The organism is Trichococcus flocculiformis (genome assembly GCF_963662535.1).
Taxonomy (GTDB): domain Bacteria; phylum Bacillota; class Bacilli; order Lactobacillales; family Aerococcaceae; genus Trichococcus; species Trichococcus flocculiformis.
The window spans coordinates 154,335-178,323 of record NZ_OY759718.1 but is presented as its reverse complement, the minus strand read 5'-3'; the positions used below and the strand labels follow the sequence as shown (position 1 = coordinate 178,323).

General features: G+C 36.7%; 27 protein-coding genes and 2 pseudogenes. 17 read left to right on the top strand and 12 right to left on the bottom strand.

Annotation, left to right across the window (positions count from 1 at the left end):
• Positions 1-16: 16 nt before the first annotated feature.
• The 3 genes from ACKPCD_RS01185 to ACKPCD_RS01175 all read right to left on the bottom strand — a co-directional run bounded on the left by ACKPCD_RS01185 (position 17) and on the right by ACKPCD_RS01175 (position 1,048).
• Positions 17-364 carry a DUF1648 domain-containing protein gene (locus ACKPCD_RS01185; protein WP_321433748.1) on the bottom strand — a complete coding sequence of 116 codons (348 nt, stop codon included), beginning with the start codon at positions 362-364 and terminating at the stop codon, positions 17-19.
• A 61-nt stretch (positions 365-425) separates the two neighbouring features.
• Positions 426-683, bottom strand: a complete 258-nt coding sequence (locus ACKPCD_RS01180; RefSeq protein ID WP_119093268.1) for a hypothetical protein — start codon at positions 681-683, stop codon at positions 426-428.
• A gap of 137 nt (positions 684-820) precedes the next feature.
• Positions 821-1,048, bottom strand: coding sequence for a hypothetical protein (locus ACKPCD_RS01175; protein WP_119093267.1), 228 nt, complete (start codon positions 1,046-1,048; stop codon positions 821-823).
• 603 nt (positions 1,049-1,651) lie between these two features.
• Here ACKPCD_RS01175 and ACKPCD_RS01170 point away from each other — a divergent pair.
• Positions 1,652-2,185 (top strand): hypothetical protein, encoded by a 534-nt coding sequence (locus tag ACKPCD_RS01170; RefSeq protein ID WP_321433747.1) that lies wholly within the window; start codon positions 1,652-1,654, stop codon positions 2,183-2,185.
• Between the two features lie 680 nt (positions 2,186-2,865).
• Here the strand turns inward: ACKPCD_RS01170 and ACKPCD_RS01165 are convergent.
• Complete coding sequence (locus tag ACKPCD_RS01165) at positions 2,866-3,378, bottom strand: GNAT family N-acetyltransferase (RefSeq protein WP_321434522.1); 513 nt, start codon at positions 3,376-3,378, stop codon at positions 2,866-2,868.
• 334 nt (positions 3,379-3,712) lie between these two features.
• On the opposite strand from ACKPCD_RS01165, the gene ACKPCD_RS01160 reads away from it, so the two are divergent.
• Genes ACKPCD_RS01160 through ACKPCD_RS01150 form a run of 3 tightly spaced genes read left to right on the top strand, consistent with a single transcriptional unit; the run spans position 3,713 to position 5,668 of the window.
• Positions 3,713-4,081 (top strand): GntR family transcriptional regulator, encoded by a 369-nt coding sequence (locus ACKPCD_RS01160; protein ID WP_086989651.1) that lies wholly within the window; start codon positions 3,713-3,715, stop codon positions 4,079-4,081.
• Positions 4,078-4,935, top strand: coding sequence for an ATP-binding cassette domain-containing protein (locus tag ACKPCD_RS01155; RefSeq protein ID WP_086989635.1), 858 nt, complete (start codon positions 4,078-4,080; stop codon positions 4,933-4,935). Before ACKPCD_RS01160 ends, ACKPCD_RS01155 begins: the two co-directional genes overlap by 4 nt.
• A gap of 1 nt (position 4,936) precedes the next feature.
• Entirely contained in the window at positions 4,937-5,668 is a 732-nt protein-coding gene (locus ACKPCD_RS01150; protein ID WP_119093536.1) for a hypothetical protein, read from the top strand.
• A 200-nt stretch (positions 5,669-5,868) separates the two neighbouring features.
• Here ACKPCD_RS01150 and ACKPCD_RS01145 read toward each other — a convergent pair.
• Positions 5,869-7,152, bottom strand: a pseudogene (locus tag ACKPCD_RS01145) (IS1634 family transposase); the annotation flags it as partial.
• Here ACKPCD_RS01145 and ACKPCD_RS01140 point away from each other — a divergent pair.
• Positions 7,148-7,558, top strand: a pseudogene (locus tag ACKPCD_RS01140) (recombinase family protein); the annotation flags it as partial. The pseudogenes ACKPCD_RS01145 and ACKPCD_RS01140 sit on opposite strands and share 5 nt — an antisense overlap.
• Positions 7,559-7,728: 170 nt before the next feature.
• Here the strand turns inward: ACKPCD_RS01140 and ACKPCD_RS01135 are convergent.
• The 3 genes from ACKPCD_RS01135 to ACKPCD_RS01125 form a co-directional block, all read right to left on the bottom strand.
• Positions 7,729-8,583, bottom strand: coding sequence for a CPBP family intramembrane glutamic endopeptidase (locus ACKPCD_RS01135; protein WP_321433746.1), 855 nt, complete (start codon positions 8,581-8,583; stop codon positions 7,729-7,731).
• A gap of 459 nt (positions 8,584-9,042) precedes the next feature.
• Positions 9,043-9,483, bottom strand: a complete 441-nt coding sequence (locus ACKPCD_RS01130) for a hypothetical protein (protein WP_034537918.1) — start codon at positions 9,481-9,483, stop codon at positions 9,043-9,045.
• A gap of 5 nt (positions 9,484-9,488) precedes the next feature.
• Complete coding sequence (locus ACKPCD_RS01125; protein WP_086990854.1) at positions 9,489-10,415, bottom strand: YobF C-terminal domain-containing protein; 927 nt, start codon at positions 10,413-10,415, stop codon at positions 9,489-9,491.
• 128 nt (positions 10,416-10,543) lie between these two features.
• Here ACKPCD_RS01125 and ACKPCD_RS01120 point away from each other — a divergent pair, with 128 nt between their 5' ends.
• Together ACKPCD_RS01120 and ACKPCD_RS01115 are read left to right on the top strand one after the other, a co-directional pair.
• The gene (locus tag ACKPCD_RS01120) at positions 10,544-11,392 is read left to right on the top strand and encodes an AraC family transcriptional regulator (protein WP_086990855.1); all 849 of its coding nucleotides are present in this window, start codon (positions 10,544-10,546) and stop codon (positions 11,390-11,392) included.
• A gap of 129 nt (positions 11,393-11,521) precedes the next feature.
• A complete protein-coding gene (locus ACKPCD_RS01115) occupies positions 11,522-11,971 on the top strand; it encodes an NUDIX domain-containing protein (protein ID WP_086990857.1) in 450 nt (149 codons plus the stop codon).
• Between the two features lie 239 nt (positions 11,972-12,210).
• On the opposite strand, the gene ACKPCD_RS01110 is transcribed toward ACKPCD_RS01115, so the two are convergent.
• Positions 12,211-12,906: a GNAT family N-acetyltransferase gene (locus tag ACKPCD_RS01110; protein ID WP_321433745.1), complete on the bottom strand. Its 696-nt coding sequence runs from the start codon at positions 12,904-12,906 to the stop codon at positions 12,211-12,213.
• Positions 12,907-13,104: 198 nt separating this feature from the next.
• On the opposite strand from ACKPCD_RS01110, the gene istA reads away from it, so the two are divergent.
• The 3 genes from istA to ACKPCD_RS01095 all read left to right on the top strand — a co-directional run bounded on the left by istA (position 13,105) and on the right by ACKPCD_RS01095 (position 15,837).
• Positions 13,105-14,328 (top strand): IS21 family transposase, encoded by a 1,224-nt coding sequence (istA, locus tag ACKPCD_RS01105; RefSeq protein WP_319215877.1) that lies wholly within the window; start codon positions 13,105-13,107, stop codon positions 14,326-14,328.
• 11 nt (positions 14,329-14,339) lie between these two features.
• Positions 14,340-15,122 carry an IS21-like element helper ATPase IstB gene (gene istB, locus ACKPCD_RS01100; protein WP_086990953.1) on the top strand — a complete coding sequence of 261 codons (783 nt, stop codon included), beginning with the start codon at positions 14,340-14,342 and terminating at the stop codon, positions 15,120-15,122.
• Positions 15,123-15,534: 412 nt separating this feature from the next.
• On the top strand, positions 15,535-15,837 hold the full coding sequence (locus ACKPCD_RS01095) for a hypothetical protein (RefSeq protein ID WP_321433744.1): 303 nt from the start codon (positions 15,535-15,537) through the stop codon (positions 15,835-15,837).
• A gap of 140 nt (positions 15,838-15,977) precedes the next feature.
• Here ACKPCD_RS01095 and ACKPCD_RS01090 read toward each other — a convergent pair whose 3' ends face one another.
• The 3 genes from ACKPCD_RS01090 to deoC all read right to left on the bottom strand — a co-directional run bounded on the left by ACKPCD_RS01090 (position 15,978) and on the right by deoC (position 18,580).
• On the bottom strand, positions 15,978-16,955 hold the full coding sequence (locus tag ACKPCD_RS01090; protein WP_086988513.1) for a Gfo/Idh/MocA family protein: 978 nt from the start codon (positions 16,953-16,955) through the stop codon (positions 15,978-15,980).
• A 128-nt stretch (positions 16,956-17,083) separates the two neighbouring features.
• The gene (locus tag ACKPCD_RS01085) at positions 17,084-17,800 is read right to left on the bottom strand and encodes a GntR family transcriptional regulator (RefSeq protein ID WP_319466934.1); all 717 of its coding nucleotides are present in this window, start codon (positions 17,798-17,800) and stop codon (positions 17,084-17,086) included.
• A 66-nt stretch (positions 17,801-17,866) separates the two neighbouring features.
• Positions 17,867-18,580, bottom strand: coding sequence for a deoxyribose-phosphate aldolase (deoC, locus tag ACKPCD_RS01080; RefSeq protein WP_321433743.1), 714 nt, complete (start codon positions 18,578-18,580; stop codon positions 17,867-17,869).
• A gap of 181 nt (positions 18,581-18,761) precedes the next feature.
• Between deoC and ACKPCD_RS01075 the strand changes: the two genes are divergently transcribed.
• From ACKPCD_RS01075 to ACKPCD_RS01045, 7 genes are read left to right on the top strand one after another with little or no spacing between them, the layout of a single operon-like run.
• Positions 18,762-19,175, top strand: a complete 414-nt coding sequence (locus ACKPCD_RS01075) for a PTS sugar transporter subunit IIA (protein ID WP_319215899.1) — start codon at positions 18,762-18,764, stop codon at positions 19,173-19,175.
• A gap of 37 nt (positions 19,176-19,212) precedes the next feature.
• Entirely contained in the window at positions 19,213-19,707 is a 495-nt protein-coding gene (locus ACKPCD_RS01070; protein WP_086988509.1) for a PTS sugar transporter subunit IIB, read from the top strand.
• 17 nt (positions 19,708-19,724) lie between these two features.
• Positions 19,725-20,549 (top strand): PTS mannose/fructose/sorbose/N-acetylgalactosamine transporter subunit IIC, encoded by an 825-nt coding sequence (locus ACKPCD_RS01065; RefSeq protein ID WP_068624640.1) that lies wholly within the window; start codon positions 19,725-19,727, stop codon positions 20,547-20,549.
• Positions 20,550-20,570: 21 nt separating this feature from the next.
• A complete protein-coding gene (locus ACKPCD_RS01060; protein ID WP_068624642.1) occupies positions 20,571-21,380 on the top strand; it encodes a PTS system mannose/fructose/sorbose family transporter subunit IID in 810 nt (269 codons plus the stop codon).
• 41 nt (positions 21,381-21,421) lie between these two features.
• Entirely contained in the window at positions 21,422-22,330 is a 909-nt protein-coding gene (locus tag ACKPCD_RS01055; protein WP_086988508.1) for a class I mannose-6-phosphate isomerase, read from the top strand.
• A gap of 9 nt (positions 22,331-22,339) precedes the next feature.
• On the top strand, positions 22,340-23,143 hold the full coding sequence (locus tag ACKPCD_RS01050; RefSeq protein WP_086988507.1) for a Cof-type HAD-IIB family hydrolase: 804 nt from the start codon (positions 22,340-22,342) through the stop codon (positions 23,141-23,143).
• A 35-nt stretch (positions 23,144-23,178) separates the two neighbouring features.
• On the top strand, positions 23,179-23,862 hold the full coding sequence (locus ACKPCD_RS01045) for a ribulose-phosphate 3-epimerase (RefSeq protein ID WP_321433742.1): 684 nt from the start codon (positions 23,179-23,181) through the stop codon (positions 23,860-23,862).
• Positions 23,863-23,989: the final 127 nt, after the last annotated feature.

Genomic DNA, 23,989 nt, shown 5'->3' with positions numbered 1-23,989 from the left:
CATTTTACCTATCCAATCAAACATTCAAATTGTAAAGAACTGCAGAGAAATAAGCGATGTCAAAGAAGACTGGGAATAACAGGATACTAGAGCTCGTTCGGTTCCAGCCGAAAACATTAATTGCAGGGTCTTTTTTCTTGCAGCGTAACACTCTATACAGTTGAAAAAGCAAGCCTGCAACAGGAAGCCCGATTAAGAATGCCAACTTTGAGAGATAGTTGTTCGCTTGTCCCAGTTCGTTAATGTGGATGGCGATTCGGTCAGGCAAGTACGAATAAGAAAAGATTCCGCTGATAAGAGGAAGAAGAGATACTGCAAAGGAGCTTTGAACACTGAATATTGAGAATTGCTGATTAGGATTCATTTTCTCTCTTCTTTCTGTTCATTTTTGTTATTAAATTCACAAACCATTGGATAAAGGCCCGTCAGTTGGAAAAAGCATAAGTGCGGCCTTCAAACGCCATAAAGTCTAGATTTTTTCTTTCGAAAGAGCGGGACCCAATCAGGATAGGATCTTCTGAACCGTTTTCGATTGAGTGAAATGCATGTATCATCTCCGACTTTGAAACAGAAAAATGAATCTCTGGCTGTCCTTTGTATTTTACTATTACAGGCCACAAGTAACTTTGGGAGACTTCGTTATACTCAGGAAAATCAACGTAGGGTGGTATATTATTGTCCATATCGCTTTGGCCCCTTATCTCTGTAGTTATTATGCAAGTAACTTTAAACCGTTTTATGTTGCTGACGTGTACTTTTTGTCGAATTGTTTGGTTGGCTTGGATGGTAATTACCAATGGCGTAGCTTAGTAGTCCCACATTAGTACGTATTTTCTTTCTTTTTTTTCAAGACCTTTTCTAATATCTTTAGAGCCACTAGAACAAGCATTAATATGCCACTTATATTAAAGAAATAAACATATCTAATGTTTGTAATGCCATTGTTGTAGAAATTTCCATTAAATAAAAGCCAAACGCCGCCTATAAAATAACCGGTTAATGTATTCCAGCGATCTAAAAATCGCCACATTTTTCTGAGAAAATTCATGCCAGTACCCCTTTTCTGAAGTTCTAACTATAGAAAAAATAAATTATTTGTTACAATAGTAACATAAAAAAATGTTTGAAAATAAACATATTTATATGAGCATGCAAATTAGGCTTTCCCTGATTGTGAAAAAGCACAAACTTAATGTATACATATTAGCTTGTACTTCACTGATAGGAGCTGCCGAATATCCGAGTGATCCTATAATTATAGCCAGAGAGAAGCAATCATTTTACGGCTCTAATTAACCATTAAACAACCACCTCTTAGGATTATTATGAATAGGAGAAAAAAATGAAAAGAGACTTTTATAGATACATTTTTATTGTATTTCAATCGGATATATCGCACTGATTGTTATTTTGATGTGGAAAAGCGGGAAAAATAAAAATAGTGGGAAATCCAGTTAAGTTATCAAAAGGGAGCCCAAGCTGTTAAGGAGTACCTTGAAAAGCATTACAATCAGTTGGCGGAAGAAAATGGGTTAGTGGCCGCGGTTTACCAGAATCGTAAGACTATCTAGCTGGATTTACGACATTCATGAGAGCGTTATAGTTGCGAGGGTAGACAATTGTTGCAGGATGACAAAAGGGAGGAAATAAATTGGATAAGATTGTAATATTGGTGGTCGTCGTAGGGATATTGGGCTATTCCTGGCAACAATCAAAGAAGTATTTATCTCCAACGTCCAGTTTCAATGCAATTATCACGTTTGACCCCGAACATTATACAGACATACGGTGGTTTGAAGTCTTTCGAAAGCTTACACACTGGGAAAAATTTGGACCTTATTCATTCAAAGGAACTGTAGCTACGAATGCGGAAGACATCGTTCATTTAATTCATAAGGAGCTTGAGGTTCCTTTGGAAAATTTCAAAGTCAAAGTATTTCCAATAGAGAAAACCAGCTTCGACTACATCGTAACTTTTAAAAAGATTCCTCGGCCTGAAATTGAGGATTACCCTCATTTAGCGGAGCTGGCGATCTGGAACACGTACGGAAAAAACCGTTATCGATTGTGGCTGGGAATGTCAGTAGAGCAATTTAAGGAAGTCATCAGCCAGGAAATGCATATCCCTGAAGACAGTTTTACTGTTTATTGTCCTGCAAACCTCGTATGGACAAGGTTTTTGTAAGGGCTCTTAGAAATACTGGTTGATTTTTTCGCGCGTATCCGACTATTTATACTATTAGCCTGCATTCCTCGTTATAATTCACATGGGGATGAAGGATTTTTAAAAGCGAATTGAATTATAGAAACTTAGAATTGAAGGAGGGGAAGTTATGTACAGTGAACCGGATAAGAAATTCCACTGCAATAACTGCAATAAGGTGATTGAGGCGGGAGAGAAGTGCTGGATGAAGTGGAGTCTTCCACCTAGCCACTTTCATACTCAAATAATGCCTTCATTGGCTCTACGCTATGAGAACGCACCGATGGTTTGCGGTGAATGCGCCAAGCAAGACTTGAGATTTTCGGAGTTTTGACGGCAGATTTTCATAGCTCTTTCCTAATTTATTTGGGAGAACAGCTTGCAATTCAAAGTAACTTACTTAAGTAGTCGATGAAGTTAAAAATAACCGTATTATATAGAAGATATTAGATTCAATACAAACAAAAAACTGATTACGGGACTCATAATCAGTTTTTGTTTTGGCTAGGTGCATAAGTTAGATAGTCATGGTCATAACTCGAGAGTATGCTCGCAATATTATCATTTTTACGTAATGCAGACATGAAGAGAATCCCTTGCTATGGTTTCGGTGCACTAATCTGACCATAAGAAGGGATTCTTCTTGTGTATCTGAAAGGTGCTTATTTTAGGTCGTTTAAAGAAAGCAGCTGTTTTCCGTCTTGATCAAAATTACCCGGCGATAACCATTTTTCAAGCCTTTTTTTGTTCCGTTCCCATTCACAATCAAGCATTGAGAACCACGATGTATCGCGGTTTCTATTTTTGTACACAACTGCCTGCCGGAATGTGCCTTCATATTCAAATCCTAACCTCTGTGCAGCTAATTTAGAAGGCTCATTTAGACTATCGCATTTCCATTCGTATCTTCTGTACCCTAAAATCTCAAAAACATACTTTGCCAACAAATACTGGGCTTCGGTAGCTTGAATGCTTTTTTTCAATTGCTGGCTGTATATTACATAACCTACTTCGATAACGCCATTTTGTCGATCGTTACGCATTAGCGCAAGCGTGCCCAGCACTTTTGAATGTTCTTTATCCCAAATTCCAAAAAAGTAAGGGTCTTCGGACAAAAAAGTCTTGTTGAAGATATCAGCAAACGCTTCTTCTGATGGAAAGGATGAGAAGGGCAGATACGTCCAAGCTGGCGGCGTAAGTCCTTTTTTGAAAATATCGGTATAGAATACGTGTGCATGGCCCTCTGATGCGCGGTTTTCGCGGCATAATTATGTTATAGGGGACCCATTATCGTATCAATGATCGACATTCCTTTCTAGGGTGTGAAATCTTAGTTAAATATTTTTCAATACCGATTTTCTGACAGCTTCAAAGTGTCAGAAAATCGGTATTTTTCTTTTTAAACGATAGAACGCAAATATTTTTTTAGATAGTATATGTTGACTTCTCTATGTTTCACGTATAAACTTAGTTACATAAGTAATTAACCGAATGACTGAGGTGAAAAAATTGAAGTTTGAATACTCAGGAAGCAAACCTTTATTTCAACAAGTTGCGGATCAAATTACGGAAGGTATTTTGAATGGCTCATATAAAGAGCTAGAGCAGATTCCCTCCACTACAGAAATCTCGAAAGGCTATCAAATTAATCCGGCGACCGTCTTAAAAGGGATGAACTTGCTTGTTGATCAAGAATTAATTGAAAAGAAACGAGGATTAGGTATGTTTGTATTAGCAGGTGCACAAGATAAAGTTAAAAGTATCCGTAAAGAAGAATTCCTAACAAAAGAAATCGCTCACTTGGTTGTAGAAGCCAAAAAACTAGGTATTACCGCCGAGCAATTAAAAAAATTAATCGAAAGAGGGTATCAATTATGAGTTTGGTTGTGGAGCAAATAAGTAAAAAATACCAAGATAAAGCCGTTTTAGCAGATGTTACTGTGTCATTCGAACCACAAAAAATTTATGGCTTGTTGGGGAGAAACGGGGCAGGGAAAAGTACCCTGCTCAATATTATCAATAATCGTAGCTTTGCTAGCGCCGGCCAGGTCTTGCTGGATGGCAAACCGCTTACGGAAAACGAAAAGGAACTGAATCAGATTTATCTCATGAGCGAAGACAATCTTTTTCCGGGAAGCATGAAAGTGAAAGACATTTTCAAAATCAGTGCAGGTTTGTACGGAACCTTTGATTGGGAATTTTCCACAGAGCTGGTTGCGGCTTTTGAACTTGATACAAATTTAAAGTTTCGCAAGCTCTCGACAGGATACCGCAGTATAGCCAAGTTGATTACGGCGCTTTGTGTACCTTGTGATTACATATTTCTGGATGAACCTGTGCTAGGTTTAGATGCTAATTACCGGGACTTATTTTATGGCTACTTGGTTGAAGCTTATGAAAAACGGCCTCGCACATTCATTGTTTCAACCCATTTGATTGAGGAAATTACCAATCTCTTTGAAGAAGTCATTATCATCGATCATGGGAAGATAGTACTGACGGATACCGTGGAAAATATTTTAAGGGAGAGCAATATGATCTCCGGACCTAGAGAACAGGTCGAAAGCTTTGCGGAGCATCTGAATGTGGTGGGCAAAGAAGAACTGGGCGGATTGGTAAATGTGTATGTTTCAGGAGAGCTGCACCAAGCAATTCCTGAGAATATCACGGTTGCCCCGGTAAATTTGCAAACCTACTTCATTCAGTTAACTAAAGGAAAGAAGGGTATTTAATATGAAACTAAAGACTGCTATCACTTATCGTTTAACCTACCAGACGCGATCGCTATTAATCTATATGGCATACTTCACCGTATTCGCTTGCTTGATGCCGCTTTTAGCCATTTTTCTTTCGGATACAACGGAAATCGTTCATTCGGACATAATTTTTAGTGCCATTTGTTTCATGTTTATCTTGGCATTAATTGGGATTAATTCTGATTTTAAATTATTCATTCAGAATGGCCTTTCACGTCAGAATATCTTTCTGGCTAATATTTGGACGAACGCTTTGATTTCGGTAGGATTTTCTGGTTTACTGGTACTTATTCAAAAGCTATTTGACCGCCCATTGATCAGCAACTTCCGATTTGAAATTTTTCTGGTAGATTTATATAGTAAAAGTGCCTTTTTTCCAAGCTGGTTCTTGTTATTTTTCTTTCTGTTTTTTGCAAGTACCATTGGTGTTGTCATAGGCACCTTTAATGAGTTGTTTTCCGGAATCCAAAAAATTCTGATTTTATTGGCACTGATCATGATTCCAACTTTGGTAGGATTGCTTTTCCAAACCATTGATAAACAGATTACAATGAACATTCTCGATTCTCTTAAAGAGATTTTAGGCATCTCTAGTACTGGCCTTAATATATGGCCGTTGGTTGGCACACTTTTGGTACTTATTACAATCAACTTGTTGCTGAGCTTTCTTATGAATCAAAAAAGGGAAATTAAAAGAATCAATGGGTAATGAATCAAATTATTTTAGCAGGTAAAGCCAAAATTGCTTTACCTGCTATTTTTTTAAAAAGCTTCACGGGTATATTATTTAAGGGCAACGTGATTGACTGTCGTAAGTTTTTCAGTTTACTTGCACTCTCCCGACTTTTACAGTTGCTAAACCGAAAAATCCCCATAAATCGCGTTATATATGCGTTTATGGGGATTTTTTTATTTTTTGGTATGTAGATATGCACGCTTGCGTTTGTCTTTTTTCCCGAAGGGGGGAATATCTTCTAACCCAAGCACACCCAGAATGTCGGTGAAACCTTCGGTTGCTTTGTTTTTGATAAAAATATCAGTATTGTCCATATTCACACTGGTGATTGTAGCGCTGCGAGGAGCGGTCTGGATTGCCTCCGTGGAGAAGTCGATTCCTTTTTCATGAAGGTGATATTCCAGTAGGCGCTGCAGAACCAACGCTAAGTAGCAGAGAACGAAATGGCCCTGAATACTGTCTTCGCTCCAGACGTAAATGGGTCTTGCCTCCAGATTGCTTTTCAGAACTCGGAAACTTTCCTCAATTTTCCAAAGCCCATGATAAGCCCCCAACACCTGTTCCGGTGTTAATGTGGCATCACTATATTCGATTCCGTAATAGCCATCGAACCGTTCATCAATTTCCAACTGCTTCTCGTTAAATGAAATCTGATCATCTTCCATCAAGGTCAGTTGAACATATTTTTTCCCGCCTTTTTTCATTTCTGACTTCATTCTCGACTTGGATTCCACGAGATTACGGGATTTTTCCACAATCCGCTCGCGGTCCTTACGATCTTTTCGTTCTCGCTTCAAGGACCACGTGACCAGGAGTTGATCCTGAATCTCATGACTCTTGCTATCTATCCGGACCGTCGATTGAAAGCCGCATTTTTTCCATTTGAAATCAGTTGAAGAGTAGGTGTAGCCTTCTTCTTCGAGAACCATTGCTTTGGCAGCTTTCGAACCGGAACGGATTTTGTAGGACATGATATATTCGAATCCGATGGATTTTAGGAACACCAGATTTTTTTTGGAATTCAGCCCTCGATCCGCTGTAATGATCATCTTGGAGATGCCGTACTGCTCCTTCAATCGTATGAGTACAGGCTCCAAAGTCTTGAAATCATTGGTGTTTCCAGGGAATAATTCATAGCTGATCGGAATGCCTTTGTCATCGATGAGGAGTCCCATCACAACCTGAACCTGATTCACTTTGTTGTCCTTTGAGTAGCCAAATTTCTTCAAATCATCTGCTTTGACCGACTCAAAATAATAAGTCGTGACGTCATAGAAGGCAACCGAAAGGTTGCGGTCGAAAAACTGACTGATCTGCTTGTTCAAATGTTCCTCTAACTGGTTTTTCTGTGATGCCAAAAAAGGCAAGGCGCGATACATCTGTTCCAATTCACAAGGGAATTCGCTTGCGAAGCGATCTTTCCCCTCAAATGTGGAACGTTTTGAACCAGGGAACAATCGAGAATTGACGGACACTATGAATCGAATTCAGTTGAAGAAAGCTACGCTAGAAGTTCTAAATTTGCCAGCGTTAACGGGTATTGGTGATGATAATTTAAGAAGATTACTCAACAATTTAATCATCGAGCTGTATAAGTACCAAGCTGAAGAAGAACGTAGATATATTCGAGAAACGCAGCAACAAGGAATAGCGATTGCAAAGTCTAAGGGTAAATATAAAGGTGGTAAACCGAAATACAAGGAAAATGATCCGCGTCTTCAGTTAGCATTTAAATTATACTTGGCTGGAGCAACCGATAAAGAAGTGGAGCAGCAAACGGGGATTAACAGAAGAACTTTTCGTAGATATCGCCAAAAGTACGGTGTTATCAGAGTTGAAAAAGAGAAAAGACCCACACAATGAATGTGTGAGCCAGTGGTTAGGAGTTGGTACAATATGAAAAGGTACAAACTCAGTATATTCCTGTGAAATGAGTAGGTTCAATCAACTTGGAGAAATTGCTTTTGAAATGTACCCTGTAGGACTCGAACGGTTCTTTTGGTAACTTTGCAACAGAACCAAATTTTGTACTTTTACAGGGCCACTTCTAGTTTTATTTTTATAAAAGATAGACATGTTCCAACGCCAACTATCAGTATTATAGTTGCTAATAATCCACCTTCTAATCCAAAATTGCCACCATTTAAGATCGAAAGGCTATCAGTTGTTTTAATTCTAAATATGGTTTCATTAACTATCTTTCCACTAACTGGTAACCCTAAAATAGCAATAAAAAAATTCCAACTACTATGCAAAGCTCCTACTAAATACAAATTATCACTGTAAAAAAATATTAACGATAGTAAGAAACCAAGTAAAAATATGTTTATTAATCCAATACTCGTAACATTAGGATTAATTGCATGATTTAATGAGAAAATAACAGAATTTATAACTATTCCTATAGTCATATTGCTCATGCTAGCTATAGTATTCATAATATATCCTTTAAAGAGAAGCTCTTCTGCAAAGCCTTGAATACAAAAGCCAAACAGAAGTAATATTAAATATAATATATTAACGTTATTATTTATGCTGATTGAAATACTTTGCATAATCAAATTGCCTATAATAGTTGCTCCTATCATTACGAAACCCAAAATTGCACCAAAAGAATAATTTTTTGTGAAATTTTTAGAACTTATCCCTAACGATTGAATATCTCTTTTTTCTACAAATTTAGAGTATAGAATAATTGCTAAAATTACTAATGAATAGAAATAAAGTTGAATGAGGATTCCAAAACTATCAGAAAAAAAGGAACCTATTTGAATGACTAAACTACTAACTAATGAAAAAATAAGTAATCCAATTATTAAAGTAATCCATCCTCCGCGCCTGTAATTTTTCGTGAGTTCAGCAGATTTTGTTAGTGGTAAATATTTCATATTATGTCTCCAATCTGATTTAGATAGCAAATTTTGTACTTTTACAGAAAAAAAGGTATGTGTTTATGGCGTTGAGTTATGACGCAATCTAACACCTTTAATTATAAGGCACAAAAAAAAGAAAAAATATAATCTGACATCTTAATTACCTCCTAATAAACTTATATTTTGCCTATAAGTAGAGTATAAAAGATAATTATAAGAAATTTATAAGGATTTATAAAAAGATTCGGGTCGTAAATTTCAAGTTAGTCACCCAGTTGAATAAAATACTTCCTCGTTTAAAGGTCACTTGTTCAATCGGCTTTCTATTAATCAATTAAAGCACTACTATTTAAGCAAAGATACATTTGATAAAATAGGTGGCTAACTTAAACTTGAAATTTACTATTACTTAATTCTGTCATATGGCGATTCACTATCTTTGATTGTGTAGTAAGTATAATAAAATCGATATTATCATTTTGTAATTGGAATCATGATATCTAGTATGTTTTTTGCCTTATAGTGTTCTATAAATGGAAATGACCAATTGATATCCTCTTCGTAATGACCAATTAATAACTGATAAGCTGGACCGATTTTTTCATATAGTTCTGGTGGATCAAATTTGAGGCGTAATCGTATATAAGTTCCTCCCTCAAATTCGAATTGATCAAATCCAAATAATTCTCCATGATCACTTTCCAGAACGAGTGTACATACCCTGTATAATTTGCTCTCTCCATAATCTAGTCCATACATTTTCCTGCCTGTTAAAGAAGGAAAGCGGGCTTCAAATGTGGGCCAAGCTTTTTTTTGATTGTCTATATCATTCGGTATTTCTATATAAAGAAAGTTCATTTTTTCGACAGTAACCTCTTGTATAATCCCCAATTCTGTATTAATGGTTTTATCCATAATTATCAGTCTCCTTTATGTTGAATACATAATGTTCTAAATAGTTCATCTAGTTTAGCAATGTCCATAAGTGTATTTGCCAAGTTGGTGTATTCTTTTTTCATGCTGTCCAAGTGTGCTTGTCCAAACGAAATAGCCAATTTCTCCTTAATTTCGGCTCTAGGTAAGTCAAATTCTTTAAGGAACTCACTCATATATAAATTTCTAGCAGAAGCTAATCGAAAACTAAAATAGTGATGAATTTTTTGTTGCTGTTGATTTAAACCATTTGTTTTAATCGCATTCGCGTAATACTCTATTACTTTTGTATCTCCCTGTTCATAACGAGTTTTCATAACAATTGATACGCAATGAAAAATTTCTTTAGCAGTGGGTGTTTTAGTTCGGTATAAATTTCCCCACATTGAAAATGATCCTCTTTTATAATCAACATCTTCGGCTCTCCAATCTTTTACAAACTCTTCAAATCTCATTTTCATATAAGGATAACCAGCAGGGTCATGTAAATAGATATAATCATTTTCTAGATTTGTTACTGAAACAAAATGATCAACTCCGCTTTGATTGATAGAATTTGGATTGTAGTTTAAGTGTCCCATATCTAAGGGACCAACAATAACTGACCCCCTTCTCAAAAACTGTTCTAATTTTTTCTTACTAAGTTCGATGGAATTTTCGTCAATATCAGTTAAGTAAAATTCTTCATAATTGAATCCAAGCATAGTTAAAGAGTTACTAATAGATAAATCGGGTAGTCCGTTGTCAAAAAAAACTAATGGGTGTTTTGTATTCTTATCAACAAAGCTTGCCCCATTACCCATTACCATTAGGGCTTCTATATACTCAGGTTGAAAATGATACCCATAAGACTTTAGCACCATAGCGACTGAGTTAGTGTAGCATAAAGGTACATCTCCAATAAATGAATTCATTTTAACACCTCCTGATTAGATTCTATCTTTCTTCACGAGTTCTTTCCCGTCATTTTCTGTACAAGAAAATTAGGATTTTACAATCTTTTTCAATGCTAGTATGATACTTACAAAAGGAAGTGTATAAAATGGATGATTTATTAGAGATTATAAACCGCATTGAAAATAATATTGACCAAGACGTAAACTATACTCAACTTTGTAAAGGTTTGAGTATAAGCAGCAGTTCTTTACAGCGTGTGTTTCCAGTGCTCTTTAATATCACACTTTCTGATTATATTCGAAAAAGACGATTAACAAGAGCTGCTTTTGAACTTAAACACACACAACATAATATTTTAGAGATTGCTTTAAAATATGGATATGAAACGCCAGATGCTTTTACTGTTGCTTTTAAAAAACAACATGGGGCTACTCCGTCCGCAGCCCGTAAAGATGCTCCAATTAACCTATTTAATTCTTTAGAATTAAATTTATCAGTCGAAGGAGGGAACAATCTTCCGATAGAAATAAAGGTACTTCCTGCTTTTTATGTGGCTGGTATTTCAATAGAAACGACTATCATGAATCCCGATATTTCAATTCTTTGGAATCAGTTATCTCATTCTGACTTAATTGACGATTTAATAAATCTTAGTAGTGGAAGAAGCTTCGGAGTATGCTATGGAATCACAGATGATGGGAAAATTAAGTATATGGCTGGGTGGGAAGTTGAAAACCCAGATAAAGTTAACCATCTACCTGTTGAAGTCATTCAGGTAAAATCATCAACATTTGTTATCATCCCATGTAATGGAAAAATCCCCGATTCAATACATAAAGCGTGGAATTATATGTGGAAGAACTTCTTCCCGGAAAGTGGTTATACATATTCTGGAGACGTCGATTTAGAATTCTACCCCGAAAAAGTTACTAATTCTAATGAATATCAAATGCAGATATGGGTCCCAATAGAGAAAAATAACAATATAGCGTAAGCAAATATTTTTTTATTATTTAACAATACATGAAATTATATAAAGTCGTGTATCAAGAACCTTTTTAAAATAAGGTATATTTTTAACTCATTTTTATTATTTTAAATAAACGTTAAGGAGTAATTTAATATGGATTTAACTTTAGATACAGATTCAGGAAAATTAAATATTAGGGTAGCAGCATGGATAGAAAGCCAAAATAGTTTACTAGTTTCTAAATACGTTGATGGAATAATTTCTTTACCAGGTGGTAGAGTAAAATTTTCAGAGACTACTAGTGAAGCAGTAAAACGTGAAGTTTTGGAAGAAACTGGAGAAAAATTTTATGATGTAGAATTATTTTCAGTAATTGAAAATTTTTTCTTAGAAAAACAATCAAAAAAGGATTTTCATGAATTTCTTTTTGTTTATAAAGGTAAAATAAAAGAGAAAAAAGAATATCATGGTATAGATAATGATGATCAAGATATTACATGGGAATCTTTAAAAATTATAAATGAATTAAAACCTAGTATCTTTAGTGAGCTAGCTGGTTTCAAAAATAAAAATCATATAATTCACTTAGTAAATACTGATTAATGAAATGTATCCAAAATAATCACTATTAAGACAATTCTCAAAGTTTGATTCATACATGAAATTGGATAAAATCATGTATGAAGAACCCTATACCCATAGGGTTCTTTTTTATGACCGCCAGAAATAAACGATTATATACCATAATCGGATAAAATCATGTATCGAAAATAGAAGCCTACGTTTTTTCTTTAATTATGTCTAATTTGGGTGTACCCAAAACTGACAAAGGTAATTACCAATTATTTTAGGTTGTTTAAAGAAAGCAGCTGTTTTCTGTCTTGGTCAAAATTATCCGGCGATAACCATTTTTCGAGTCTTTTTTTATTCCGGTCCCATTCACAATCAAGCATTGAGAACCATGATGTATCACGGTTTCTATTTTTGTATACAACTGCCTGCCGGAATGTGCCTTCATATTCAAATCCTAACCTCTTTGCAGCTAATTTAGAAGGTTCATTTAGACTATCGCATTTCCACGCGTATCTTCTGTACCCTAAAGTCTCAAAAACATACTTTGCCAACAAATACTGGGCTTCGGTAGCTTGAATGCTTTTTTTCAATTGCTGACTGTATATTACATAACCTACTTCAATAACGCCATTTTGTCGATCGTTACGCATTAGCGAAAGAGTGCCCAGCACTTTTGAATGCTCTTTATTCCAAATTCCAAAAAAGTAAGGGTCTTCGGACAAAAAAGTCTTGTTGAAGATATCAGCAAACGCTTCTTCTGATGGAAAGGATGGGAAGGGCAGATAAGTCCAATCTGGCGGAGTAAGTCCTTTTTTGAAAATATCGGTATAGAATACGTGTGCATGGCCCTCTGATGCATGGATTAAATCGCAAGTGTTTCCTTCTATTATTGTTGCATTCAGTTCTCTAAAACAACTTTCTTTTAAACTTGGTCCGATAGGTTGCCCGTAGCAGTTATATTCCATTTTATCATCTCCTAAAAATTAATTTGTGAATCGGTATCTATGCTTTTGCTCAAAAAAAATTCAAAACTACGTCTATATAAGTAGCCTTGTTAACGCCGGTAGTAAAATGTAGGAAAACAACGGTTTGAAAAATGTCGGAAATCATACATTTTTTTGAATATACTTATTTCATCTCATCTACACAAGGAGGTAATGAGCATGAGAAAAGATATTCGAGAAGGAGTGAGGTTCTACATTATGAACGACATCAAACCAAATTTTGCACAGATGGCACGTCAATACGACAGTGATCCACGTACCATTAAAAAACACTTTGAGGAACAACAGAATCCTGAGTTGATTAAGCCCAGGAAACCCGTGCCGGAGAAAGCCAGTAAATTGGATCCTTATCGGACCCTGATTGACGAAAAGGTTTCGGAAGGCTGTTCCGCTACGGCGATTTATTCGCTCCTTAAACGGCGAGGATACGAAGGAAAAATCACGATTCTTCGGGACTATTGCCGAACACTGAAACAAACAAAAACCAAGAAGGCAACAATTCGAATTGAAACGAACCCTGGTCTGTCGGCGCAAGTGGATTGGAAGGAGAATATGACCCTTTACACGAGTTCCGGGCGGCCCGTCACATTCAATATCTTCTTGTACGTGCTGGGTTATTCACGCATGAAATATTTGGAACTGACTTTTGAGAAAAAGCAAGATACGTTATTCATGTGCTTAAACGATGCCTTTTATTTAACCGGCGGTGTACCCAGGGAAATCTGGTTCGACAATATGAAAACAGTGGTCAATCATGCCAAATCCCAATACAAAAAGGTCGTCTTCCACGACACCTTCTACGCCTTCAGTAAGGATGCCAGTTTTCAGCCTATCGCTTGTCGTCCGTTCCGGCCTCAGACAAAAGGAAAGGTGGAGGCTTTGGCAAGAACCTGCGAACGGTTGCGCGTTATGAATGGCGAATTTGATGATGAGCTCGAGCTCTGTCACTACGTCCATGATTTAGCCGAAGAGCTCAATTATGAGGTTTCCCAAGCGACAGGCCAACGGCCAATCGACTTATGGGAACACGAAAAAGAGCACCTACAGGCATTCGATTTTGAACTGTTGGCTGAATACAGTTGTGACGATATTCGCCGTATCGTCAGCACAGAATCCATGGTCCAATTTCGAACGAGTAAGTACTCCGTTCCCATTAAATATATCGGCGAGGAAGTCGAAATTCGACTCACTACCGCATTCATACACATTTATTATAATGGAGAATTGATTCAAACGCATCCGATTAGTGAAAAAAAGCGATCCTATACGTACGACACTCATGACGCCTACGAGATTTTGAAGTCTGATGTGTTTAAGCATAAAGAGGACGAAGAAATCTATGCGTTCATTGAAAATTCTTTGGCGCAGTATGATGATGTGTAGGAGGTGCTGCAATGAGTAACCATGTCCAACTCCTCAATAATTTTGAAAAACTCGGTCTGCTTCGGATGCGGGAATACTTCCCCAACTACCAGGAAGTCGTAAACCGCGAAGCGATTCCCTTCACGGAAGCCCTACTGGAATTAACCAATCGAGAGCTGGCGTTTCGGTCCGATCGGAAAGTGGAGCGTGCTGTAGAAAACGCGCGGTTTCCGGTCATTCGTGCACTCAAAGACTTCGATTTCTACTTTCAGCCAAGCATCAACCGGCATGAAATTCTGGATCTGCAGCACATGGGCTTTCTTGAAAAAGCCGAAAATATTATATTCATCGGTAATTCAGGTGTCGGGAAAACGCATTTGGCGACTGCCCTCGGCGTGGAAGCCTGCCATCAAGGCGTTAAGGCCATATTCATCAACTGTCATGAGCTGATCCAAAAGCTCCAATCAGCTTATGAAAAAGGAACACTCGAACGGGTTTTAAAACGTTATTCGAACTACGAGCTCCTAATCATCGATGAAATCGGCTACCTGCCTATTGCCAAACAAGAGGCCAGTCTCCTCTTCCAACTGATCCGGTTGAGGCACGAGGTGCATTCCACCATCCTGACGACTAACATTCCCTTTTCCAAATGGGGAGACGTTTTTCAGGACAGCGCCGTGACAGCAGCCATTCTTGACCGCCTGATCCACCATTCCAGAGTATTCCAGATCACCGGAAACTCATATCGCATGAAAGACTACAAGCTGGAACGCGAGCAGCGTTCCAAGAAAAAAACACCGGACGATCCTCCGTGATCGACCGGTGAAAAAAGACAGTCCCCCGTTGTTTTTCGGCAGAAGCCGGTGAAAAGCAACATCGTCTTACCGCTGAAAAACGACATTTTTTAAACCGGTGAAAAACAACATTTTTGAACCGGTGTTGACAAGCCTTAATAATTGAAGAAATTATATCATACTTGAATTATTATTTTTGCCGAATTATTCACCGTACCCTGAAATCAGAAATGAACAACATAGCACTTCCTTTTTGTTGCTTATTCTTTCCATTTACTCCGTCCAGATAAATTCTCTTTTATGATGCTAGTGTAACCCGCCACAGAAGATTTAAGGTTCAATTACCTAGAGACACACAGAGAACGAGAAAAACCTTCTATGTTTTGTTACAATATAAAGATAGTACAATAAAGTCACGTTAGGGGGAGTTATAATGCTTTTTGGTAAAGTTGCTTTAAATAAGAGCAGAGCAATAGTGTATATTATCATGCTTATGGTTATAGGATTTTCAGTACAAATGAACAGGGGTTATGCAATGACGTCTGGAGAAATAGTAAGTAACTTTGTCATTCCCACTTTTATGATATTTTTTGGTTTCTCTTGGGAAGGATTAAATAACATAATGAAAGGAGTACTTATAGTTATTGGTAGCATTTGGTTCACATATATATCGTTGCACTATCTAGTAGGATTTCATAATCCCTTTATACAGAGTATGAATATTAATGCAATATAATAGAGTAGTAAAGGGGAATCTTGACTCAAGATTCCCCTTTACTACTCTTACTAATTTTAACATTTAAAATGCTATGTTTAGTTAACTATATTAATTCAGATTAACAGATAATAGTTGTGTGGCTGGCTGTTGCTGTACATTCAAATAGTTTCGAAACCATCATATGTTAAGTTCCATTCCTTCCGTACTTTATCCATTATTTCAAGGACATCTGAGGTTAAATCTATGTATGGATTAGATGTTTTACTTAAAACAATTTGAGATATTTCTTTCACTTCATAATTAAGCCTTTTGGTAGAATATCCGGATTCAAATGATACGCTATCTCCTGAATGAGATGTGAATAAGATATTATTTGCGCTCGGATAATTATCAACTGTAAAATAACCATTCTCAAAAGCAATTATCCCTACTTTTGGCATCTTTGCTCTGAATGTTAGAGATATATTAGCCAATTCTTCTTTCTCGTTTTTTAAACTTATAGTAGAGCTTTCATCAACACCCGATTTATTCATAACGACTTGTGTGAGGACGCTGTTAGGCTGTTCCGACAAGAAGAACCGGGCGAAATTTAGGGCATAGACCCCTATATCAAAAAGTGCACCGCCAGCTAGTTCTTTTTTAAAGAAATAGCGATCTTCTATGTTTTTATAGCTCCCGAAATTGACCTGAATCATTTTTAAAGGACCTAAATCGTTTGTTTTGATCCACTCTTTTACATCTTTATAAACAGGCATAAAGTGAATTGTCATAGCTTCAAATAGGTACAAACCGTTCTTATCGGCAAGTTCTCTCAATACACGTAATTGTCTGCTATTCAACACAATAACTTTCTCGCAGACCACATGTTTGTGGGCTTCTAATGCCCGATAGATATACTCGTAATGCATATTATGCGGAATCGCAATATAAATTATGTCTATTTCACTATCTGATAGAGCGCTTTCGTAATCGCTGTATGCCTTATTAATATGAAATTTATTTGCAAAAGTATCAGCCGCGTTTTGATTTCTGGATACTACAGCCTCTATAACAGCATTGTCTGATTGAAACTGATTGGCAAATTCATGGGCAACACCTCCAGTTCCTACTATCGCCCATTTTAATAGCATTTCCATCTTGGCGTGTCCTCCTCATATCTCCTGTATGATTCAAATAAACCTATTAAATTGTTACTCCGATATTTTTTACGATAAGTGGTGAAGAATTCTTTATCTAATGGAATAGGATTTATTTCCTTAGCTGATTACGTGATGTTGATGTTAAATACAAACGAGTTTACGTCCCCTCGATACCAAGAAACAGAATATTCAACTGGAGTTGCATCAACTGTACTCCCAACAGAATGGAAATAGAATACTGGATCATTAATCGGAATGTTAAGCATGACTCCAGAAAGTTCATCAGCTTTTATTACCTCTAGTTTCCGCTGTATAGAAACAACGGGATAGCCTAACGATTCTAATTCTTTATATAGGCTCCTGTGTGCAAAGTCTACGTTCTCCAGTTTCTCTAATCCTTTATATGGGAAATATGTTGTAACTAATACAACAGGTTCATTTCCTGCATATCTTAATCTCGTTAATTTGAATACTTTATCATTCTCGTTGATATTTAAGTTATGTGCTACATCTTGGGATGCATTTTCTTTAGTGAAGGAAATGATTTTAGTTACCGGATGTAGCCCTTTTTGCTGTATTTCATCTTCATAACTTCTAATCATATGGGTGAATTCTTGATTAATTTTCTTTTGACGAACAAAAGTCCCACTTCTTTTGATTCTCTCTAAATACCCCTCATTTACAAGACTTTGTATTGCTTGTCTTACGGTTGGGCGACTCACTCCATATTGTTCGGCTAAATCGAGCTCTTTGGGGATTTTTTCATGCAATTTATATGTGTTGTTGAGTATTTTCTCAAGTAAATCCTCTCTTATTCCTTCGTGTAATTTTTTATTGTCCATTAGATAAATTATCCTTCCAAAAAAACTCTCTTAGTATTATCAAATAATAAGAGAGTTTAAATTTATTTAAAATTCCATAAATTCTTTTCCGGAAGCTAGTAACTGTTTTTTAAAATCCTCAATTATTTTAATACCAGCACTAGTTCCGATTCTTTCAGCTCCATTTTGAACCATTTTGATGAATGTGTCAACATCACGGACTCCTCCAGCAGCCTTAACTTTCACTTCATTACCTACAACGTCTTTCATTAATTTAACATCCTCTAGGGTAGCGCCAGTTGGTGCCATCCCGGTAGAAGTTTTGATGAAATCTGGCTTTACTTCTTTCGCAATTTTTGAAAGCGTAACGATTTCTTCTTTACTTAAATACGCATTCTCAAAAATCACTTTTGATATTACGTTATGATCAGTGCATACGCTAACAATTCTCTCCATCTCATCTTTGATGTAATCAAAATTACCATTTTTTACTTCGGTTAAATTAATGACATAGTCAATCTCGGTGGCGCCATTTTTAATTGCATCTTCAGTTTCGTAAACTTTTGATTCTATCGACGTTTGTCCTAATGGAAAAGAGATCGCTGCACCGACGTTGACATCAGTATCTTTTAAAAATTGAGCGCATATCTTTGATTGAACTTGATTAATCGCTACCATTTTAAAATGATATTCTTTAGCTTCGTCGCACAGCAGCCTCATATCTTCTGCAGTTGCATAGGCGGCAAGATTGGTATGGTCTATAAAACGGCTTAATTCATCAATAGTGTACTTCTTTGTCATTGGTGATCATCTCCCATTTCTTTTTTTATGTTATTACATATTCGAATTATAAAACACCTTTTAACTATATGTCAACACTTAAATGTTAAAATAATAACAAAAATGCGTTGACATGGGCGTTTAACTGATATAGAATGAAATCGTTAACAAGTAATATGACATTACATAAAGGGAGGATATTATGAAAATTGTTTTAGCGTCACATGGGAATTTTTGCCACGGTTTATTCGAGAGCTATACGATGATCGCGGGAAAAAATAAAGACATTCATGCTATCAGTTTAGATGATAGTGGAATTGGCACATTTAGGAATAAGCTCAATGAATTGTTAGATGAACTGACATCTAACGATAATGTGTTAATTCTGACAGATATCAAAGGAGGAACGCCCCATAACGAGAGCTATAGTTATAAGTTAATGCATGAAGATAAAGTACGTTTAATAGCTGGAATGAATTTACCTATGTTAGTTGAGCTTGGGTTATCACTTTCATCTATTAATGACTTAGATCAGCTAGCACAGTTAGCCGTTGATACTGGTAAAGAATCAATTTCATTGGAAGAATCTGATTCGGAAGACGACTTGGGACTATAAAATAACAGTTTTATTAATCTAAATTGGAGGAGTATTTATGTCTATTACCTTAGTAAGAATCGATGATCGCGTCATTCACGGACAAACTACAACACGTTGGACTAAAGCAAGAAATGTCTTTGGGGTACTGGTTGTGGGGGATAATATTGCAAGTGATGAATTACGTAAGAAAGTGTTGAGAGCGGCAGCTGGTAATCTAAAGTTAGGAGTCTATTCCGAAGAAGTTGCTCCTGAAAAAATTGCTAAAGCTATAGAAGGCCCTAAGGACTATTTTTTGATTAGTGATTCCCCAAAGACATTTGCTAGCTTATTACGTGCTGGTGTTGACTTTGGTAAAACATTGAATGTTGGCCCAATGAATACAAGGCCAGGTACAAAAGTTTTAGGTCGAACTGTAGCTCTTGATCAGGAAGATTATGAAGCATTCGATTATATTTATAATCAGGGGGTAGATGTTCAATTCCAATTATTACCGGATGATGACATTAAAAATTGGCCAACAATGAAGAAAAAATATGATTCTATGAGTTAATGAGGGAGGTTATATAAATGGAAACTAGTTTGTTGCTATCAGCATTACTAACAGGGATTTTCTGCTATCTCGGTGCGATTGAAACACCGTGGTTGTTCGGTATCACTGGTGGGTTTTATATCTTAGGGAGACCGTTAGTTGCTGGATTACTTGTCGGTTTAGCGTTTGGCGATGTTACGGCAGGCGTTCTCTGTGGTGTCGCTGTCCAAGGGGTGTTCATCGCAAATTTGTCAACTGGTGGGGCTACCAATAGCGAAATCACTTATGCCTCTTATGGCGGAATTGGTTTAGCAATGGCAACTGGAGGGAATCCCGCAATTGCAGTCACTCTTGCAATTTTAATCGGACAAACCTTCGGGTTGATTTTCTATAATAGTAGAATGGCAGCGTATTCTTTCTGGAATACGAAAGCACAAAAGGCTGCAGAAGAACTTGATTACAACGGTATCACATTCAATCATGTAATTGGACCACAAATTACCACCTTTTTACTTCGTGCAGTACCTGTATTTCTAGCCGTTTATTATGGACAACCTCTAGTTGATGGGTTGCTGAATACCATTCCAGAAGTAGTTACACATATTATTTCAGTCCTAGGTGGCGTACTTCCTGCATTAGGTATCGCAATGTTAATGAATATTGTTATTAAAGAAAGTAGTCATTTTATATTCTTCTTTGCTGGATTTGTACTGATGGCATTCGCTGGACTAAGTATGATTGCTTTAGTCTTTATTGCAGCACTTGTTGCGTATGTTGTATACCTTGCTTCAGAGCGCCGAGGTGTTGTAACTGAGAGCGGAGGATCTAGTGCAGCAGTATTCGAAGATGACGAATTATTTTAAAGAGCGGAGAGGTGAACAGCAATGCAAGAAAAATTAACAGTTAAAGATCGTAGACAAATTTGGGCTCGTTGGGGTTTTACTCATCTGTCATCCATGAGTTATGAAAAGTTACAAGCTCATGCCTGGGCATATGCATTTATTCCATTCGCAAAGAAATTTTATAAAGATGATCTCGAAGCGCAACGCCGATTGATGACTAGACACTCTATGTTTTACAATACAGAACCACAAACCGGACAATTAATTAATGGAATTGTGACGTCCTTAGAAGAACAGATTGCTTTAGGTGAAGAAGTAAGTGAAGATATGCCTGTCAATATCAAAGCTACTTTAATGGGCCCTCTAGCAGGAATTGGCGATTCAATCATTCAAGGTATCATTGTTCCGTTACTACTTTCCATCGCCATGGGAATGGCTGTTAACGGAAGTGCCATCGGACCATTATTCTACATGATTTCATTTGGTATCGCAGGTCCATTGATAAGCTACTTATCCTTTAATTATGGCTATAAATTAGGTGTCAATGCAATCGATGTTATTGTTGGAGAAAATGCCCAGAGAATCACAGATGCTTTTAATATCTTAGGGATTATGGTAGTTGGAGGACTAGCAGCTTCTAATATCTATTTATCAACTGCATTAACAATACCTATGGGGACTGAGGTACAGGAGCTCCAGTCAGTCATGGATGGAATTTTCCCGCGATTGCTACCATTATTGATGGTCATATTATCGTGGTGGCTAATTGCTAAAAAAAGAATGAGTGCTACCAAAGTTATACTTATTTTGACAGCAATTGTTACTGTGGGTGTATTGCTAGGAGTATTTTAAACTACAAAATCAATAAGTAATGATGTAAGGGAGATCGAAAAATGATAGTACTTAAGCCAGTTTCAAAGGAAAGAATTTGGGGAACCCCTCGGCTGCACCAATACTCAGGAGATTCCCATATTGATAGAATAGGATCGGTCTATTCTGTATCCGGCATTGAAGCGCTGAGCAATGAAATTTTAGCAGGGGATGAGCACCGTACCCTTTATGAAGCTGTAAAAGCAGCCCCTGAAAAATTCGGAATCACAGCAGGTTTTGATTATCCAATCATTATTTCGTTCACTAGCGCAGATGAAAATCTAAGTATACAAGTTCACCCAACCGATGAGTATGCTATAACTCATGAAAATGCCTTATATGGTAAGAGTGAATCATGGTATTTTATTGAGCCTCCCAGCGAAGGCTGGATATATGCTGATTCACTGATAGAGGATAAAAGGGAAATCAAGCGGAGTATTCTGAACGGAGACTATGAAAGTGTAGTTGGTAAAATCATTGTTTCGAAAGATGATGTAGTGTATATCCCTTCGGGTACTCTTCACGCTTTGACACGTGGATCCCTTGTTTATGAAATCCAACAATCGACAGATATCACATATCGTTTTTTTGACTATAATCGTTTAGACAATGACGGAAAACTTCGAGACCTACATTTAGACGATGCAATAGAGACCTTGAATACCGAAAACCGTGTTAAAAGCAGCGCATTTCCAAAAGACACTCTGGTATCAGAACAGCCATATACTATGGTAAGAAAAACTTTAGAGAATGTATATCACAATACCACAGACGTGGCGGTAGCTATCACCGTTTCCAAAGGAAGTATGTGTGTTGATGGTCATAGCATACTGGCTGGGATGAGCATCCTTGTTTTACCGGACGAAGCGATAAGTATCTCTCAAGCTGCGGAGGAAGTAGTCATTGCAACCCCAAAACTATATTTTAAGTAGGTGTATAATTTGTACAAACTAATAGCGATGGATATGGACGGGACATTGCTTAATGATGAAAAGAAATTGACTGAGGAAAACATAAAAGCAATTAAACAAGTCAAAGAAAAAGGTATCTTTACTGTCATAAGTACAGGTAGACCAATTTCTGGAGTAAAGCCGTATCTAAATATGTTTGAGCACGGGGACATTGATTTTTTGGTCTGCAACAATGGTGCAGTCGTGTATAACGTGATTCAAGACAAAATCATTCATGAAGAGCATTTTAAGCGGAGTGAAATCGAAGAGATAATCCAAATGGCTGATGACTTAGAAATAAGCTTGCATTTCTTAGATAGCAATCAATTGATTACCCATAACAATCCAATCAACAAGTACATTATTTTAGACGCTTATTTATCTGATATGGATATCTTTACGAAAACTCCGTCAGCCCTTGCTAATCATGAGCATATCCATAAAGCTTTATTCACAGCTGATAGCGAAATGTTGAATCATAAAACTCAGCTACTCCCTCAGTGGTTTGTCGAAAAATATAACTGCGTACGTAGTGATGAAATGTATTTTGAGATTTTGAAAGAAAATGTTGATAAAGCATCTGGTTTAAAGAAAATTATGCGCTCGTTAGAGATTGATCGAGAAAATGTAATTGCTATAGGTGACCAACAGAATGACATACAAATGTTGAATTTATCTGGTTTAGCTATTGCAATGCATAACGCTTCACCGTTAGTTAAAGAAATGGCAGATATAATTTGTCCAGATAATAACAGTAGTGGAGTTAGTCAAGTTTTATCAGATATTTTTTTCTGAGTAAATGATAAATTTAGAATGAAACGGAGGATTCAATGGCTGATATATACTTATGTCCGTCAATGATGTGCGCAGACTTTGGTAACTTGAAAAATGAAGTAACCAGCTTAGAAAAGGCCGGTGCAGATATATTCCACATTGATATTATGGACGGAAAATATGTTCCTACAATTGGTATGGGGTTACAAGATTTTAAGGTCATTCGAGAAACGACTGATTTAATGCTAGATGTTCACTTAATGGTAGAAAAACCAAGTGCCTATGTCCAAATGTTCGCTGAATTAGGAGCGGATATCATATATATCCATCCTAACTCTGAGAACCTACCTGAATCAACGTTATATAAAATAAAAAGTTACGGAAAAAAGGCGGGTATCGTCCTAAATCCAGGTACATCAATTTCTGAGATACAAGAACTATTACCTCTTGTAGATTATGTTTTGGTAATGACGGTTTATGTAGGTTTTTCGGGCCAAAAATATTTAGACTTTGTTGATGATAAAATCCATCAACTACTAATACTCAAAACTGATCATCATTTTGAATTAGTTGTTGATGGTGCAATAACCCCAGATAAGATTCAAAAGTGGAGGTCCTTAGGCGTGAAAGGCTTTGTTCTTGGTACGTCTGCGCTATTTGGTAAAAATCAAAGTTACGATGAATTGATTTCAAATTACAGGTCTAGACAGGTACTAAATCTTCAAACTAAAACAAGATAATAGGAAAGTAATATAATTCCATAAGCAACTAGAATAAGTATGTGCCATCTTCAATTGATGAGCACATACTTATTTTTTACGGGTTGATACTTTGCAAGTGAGAATAAAATAGTCAAAACTCAAAAGT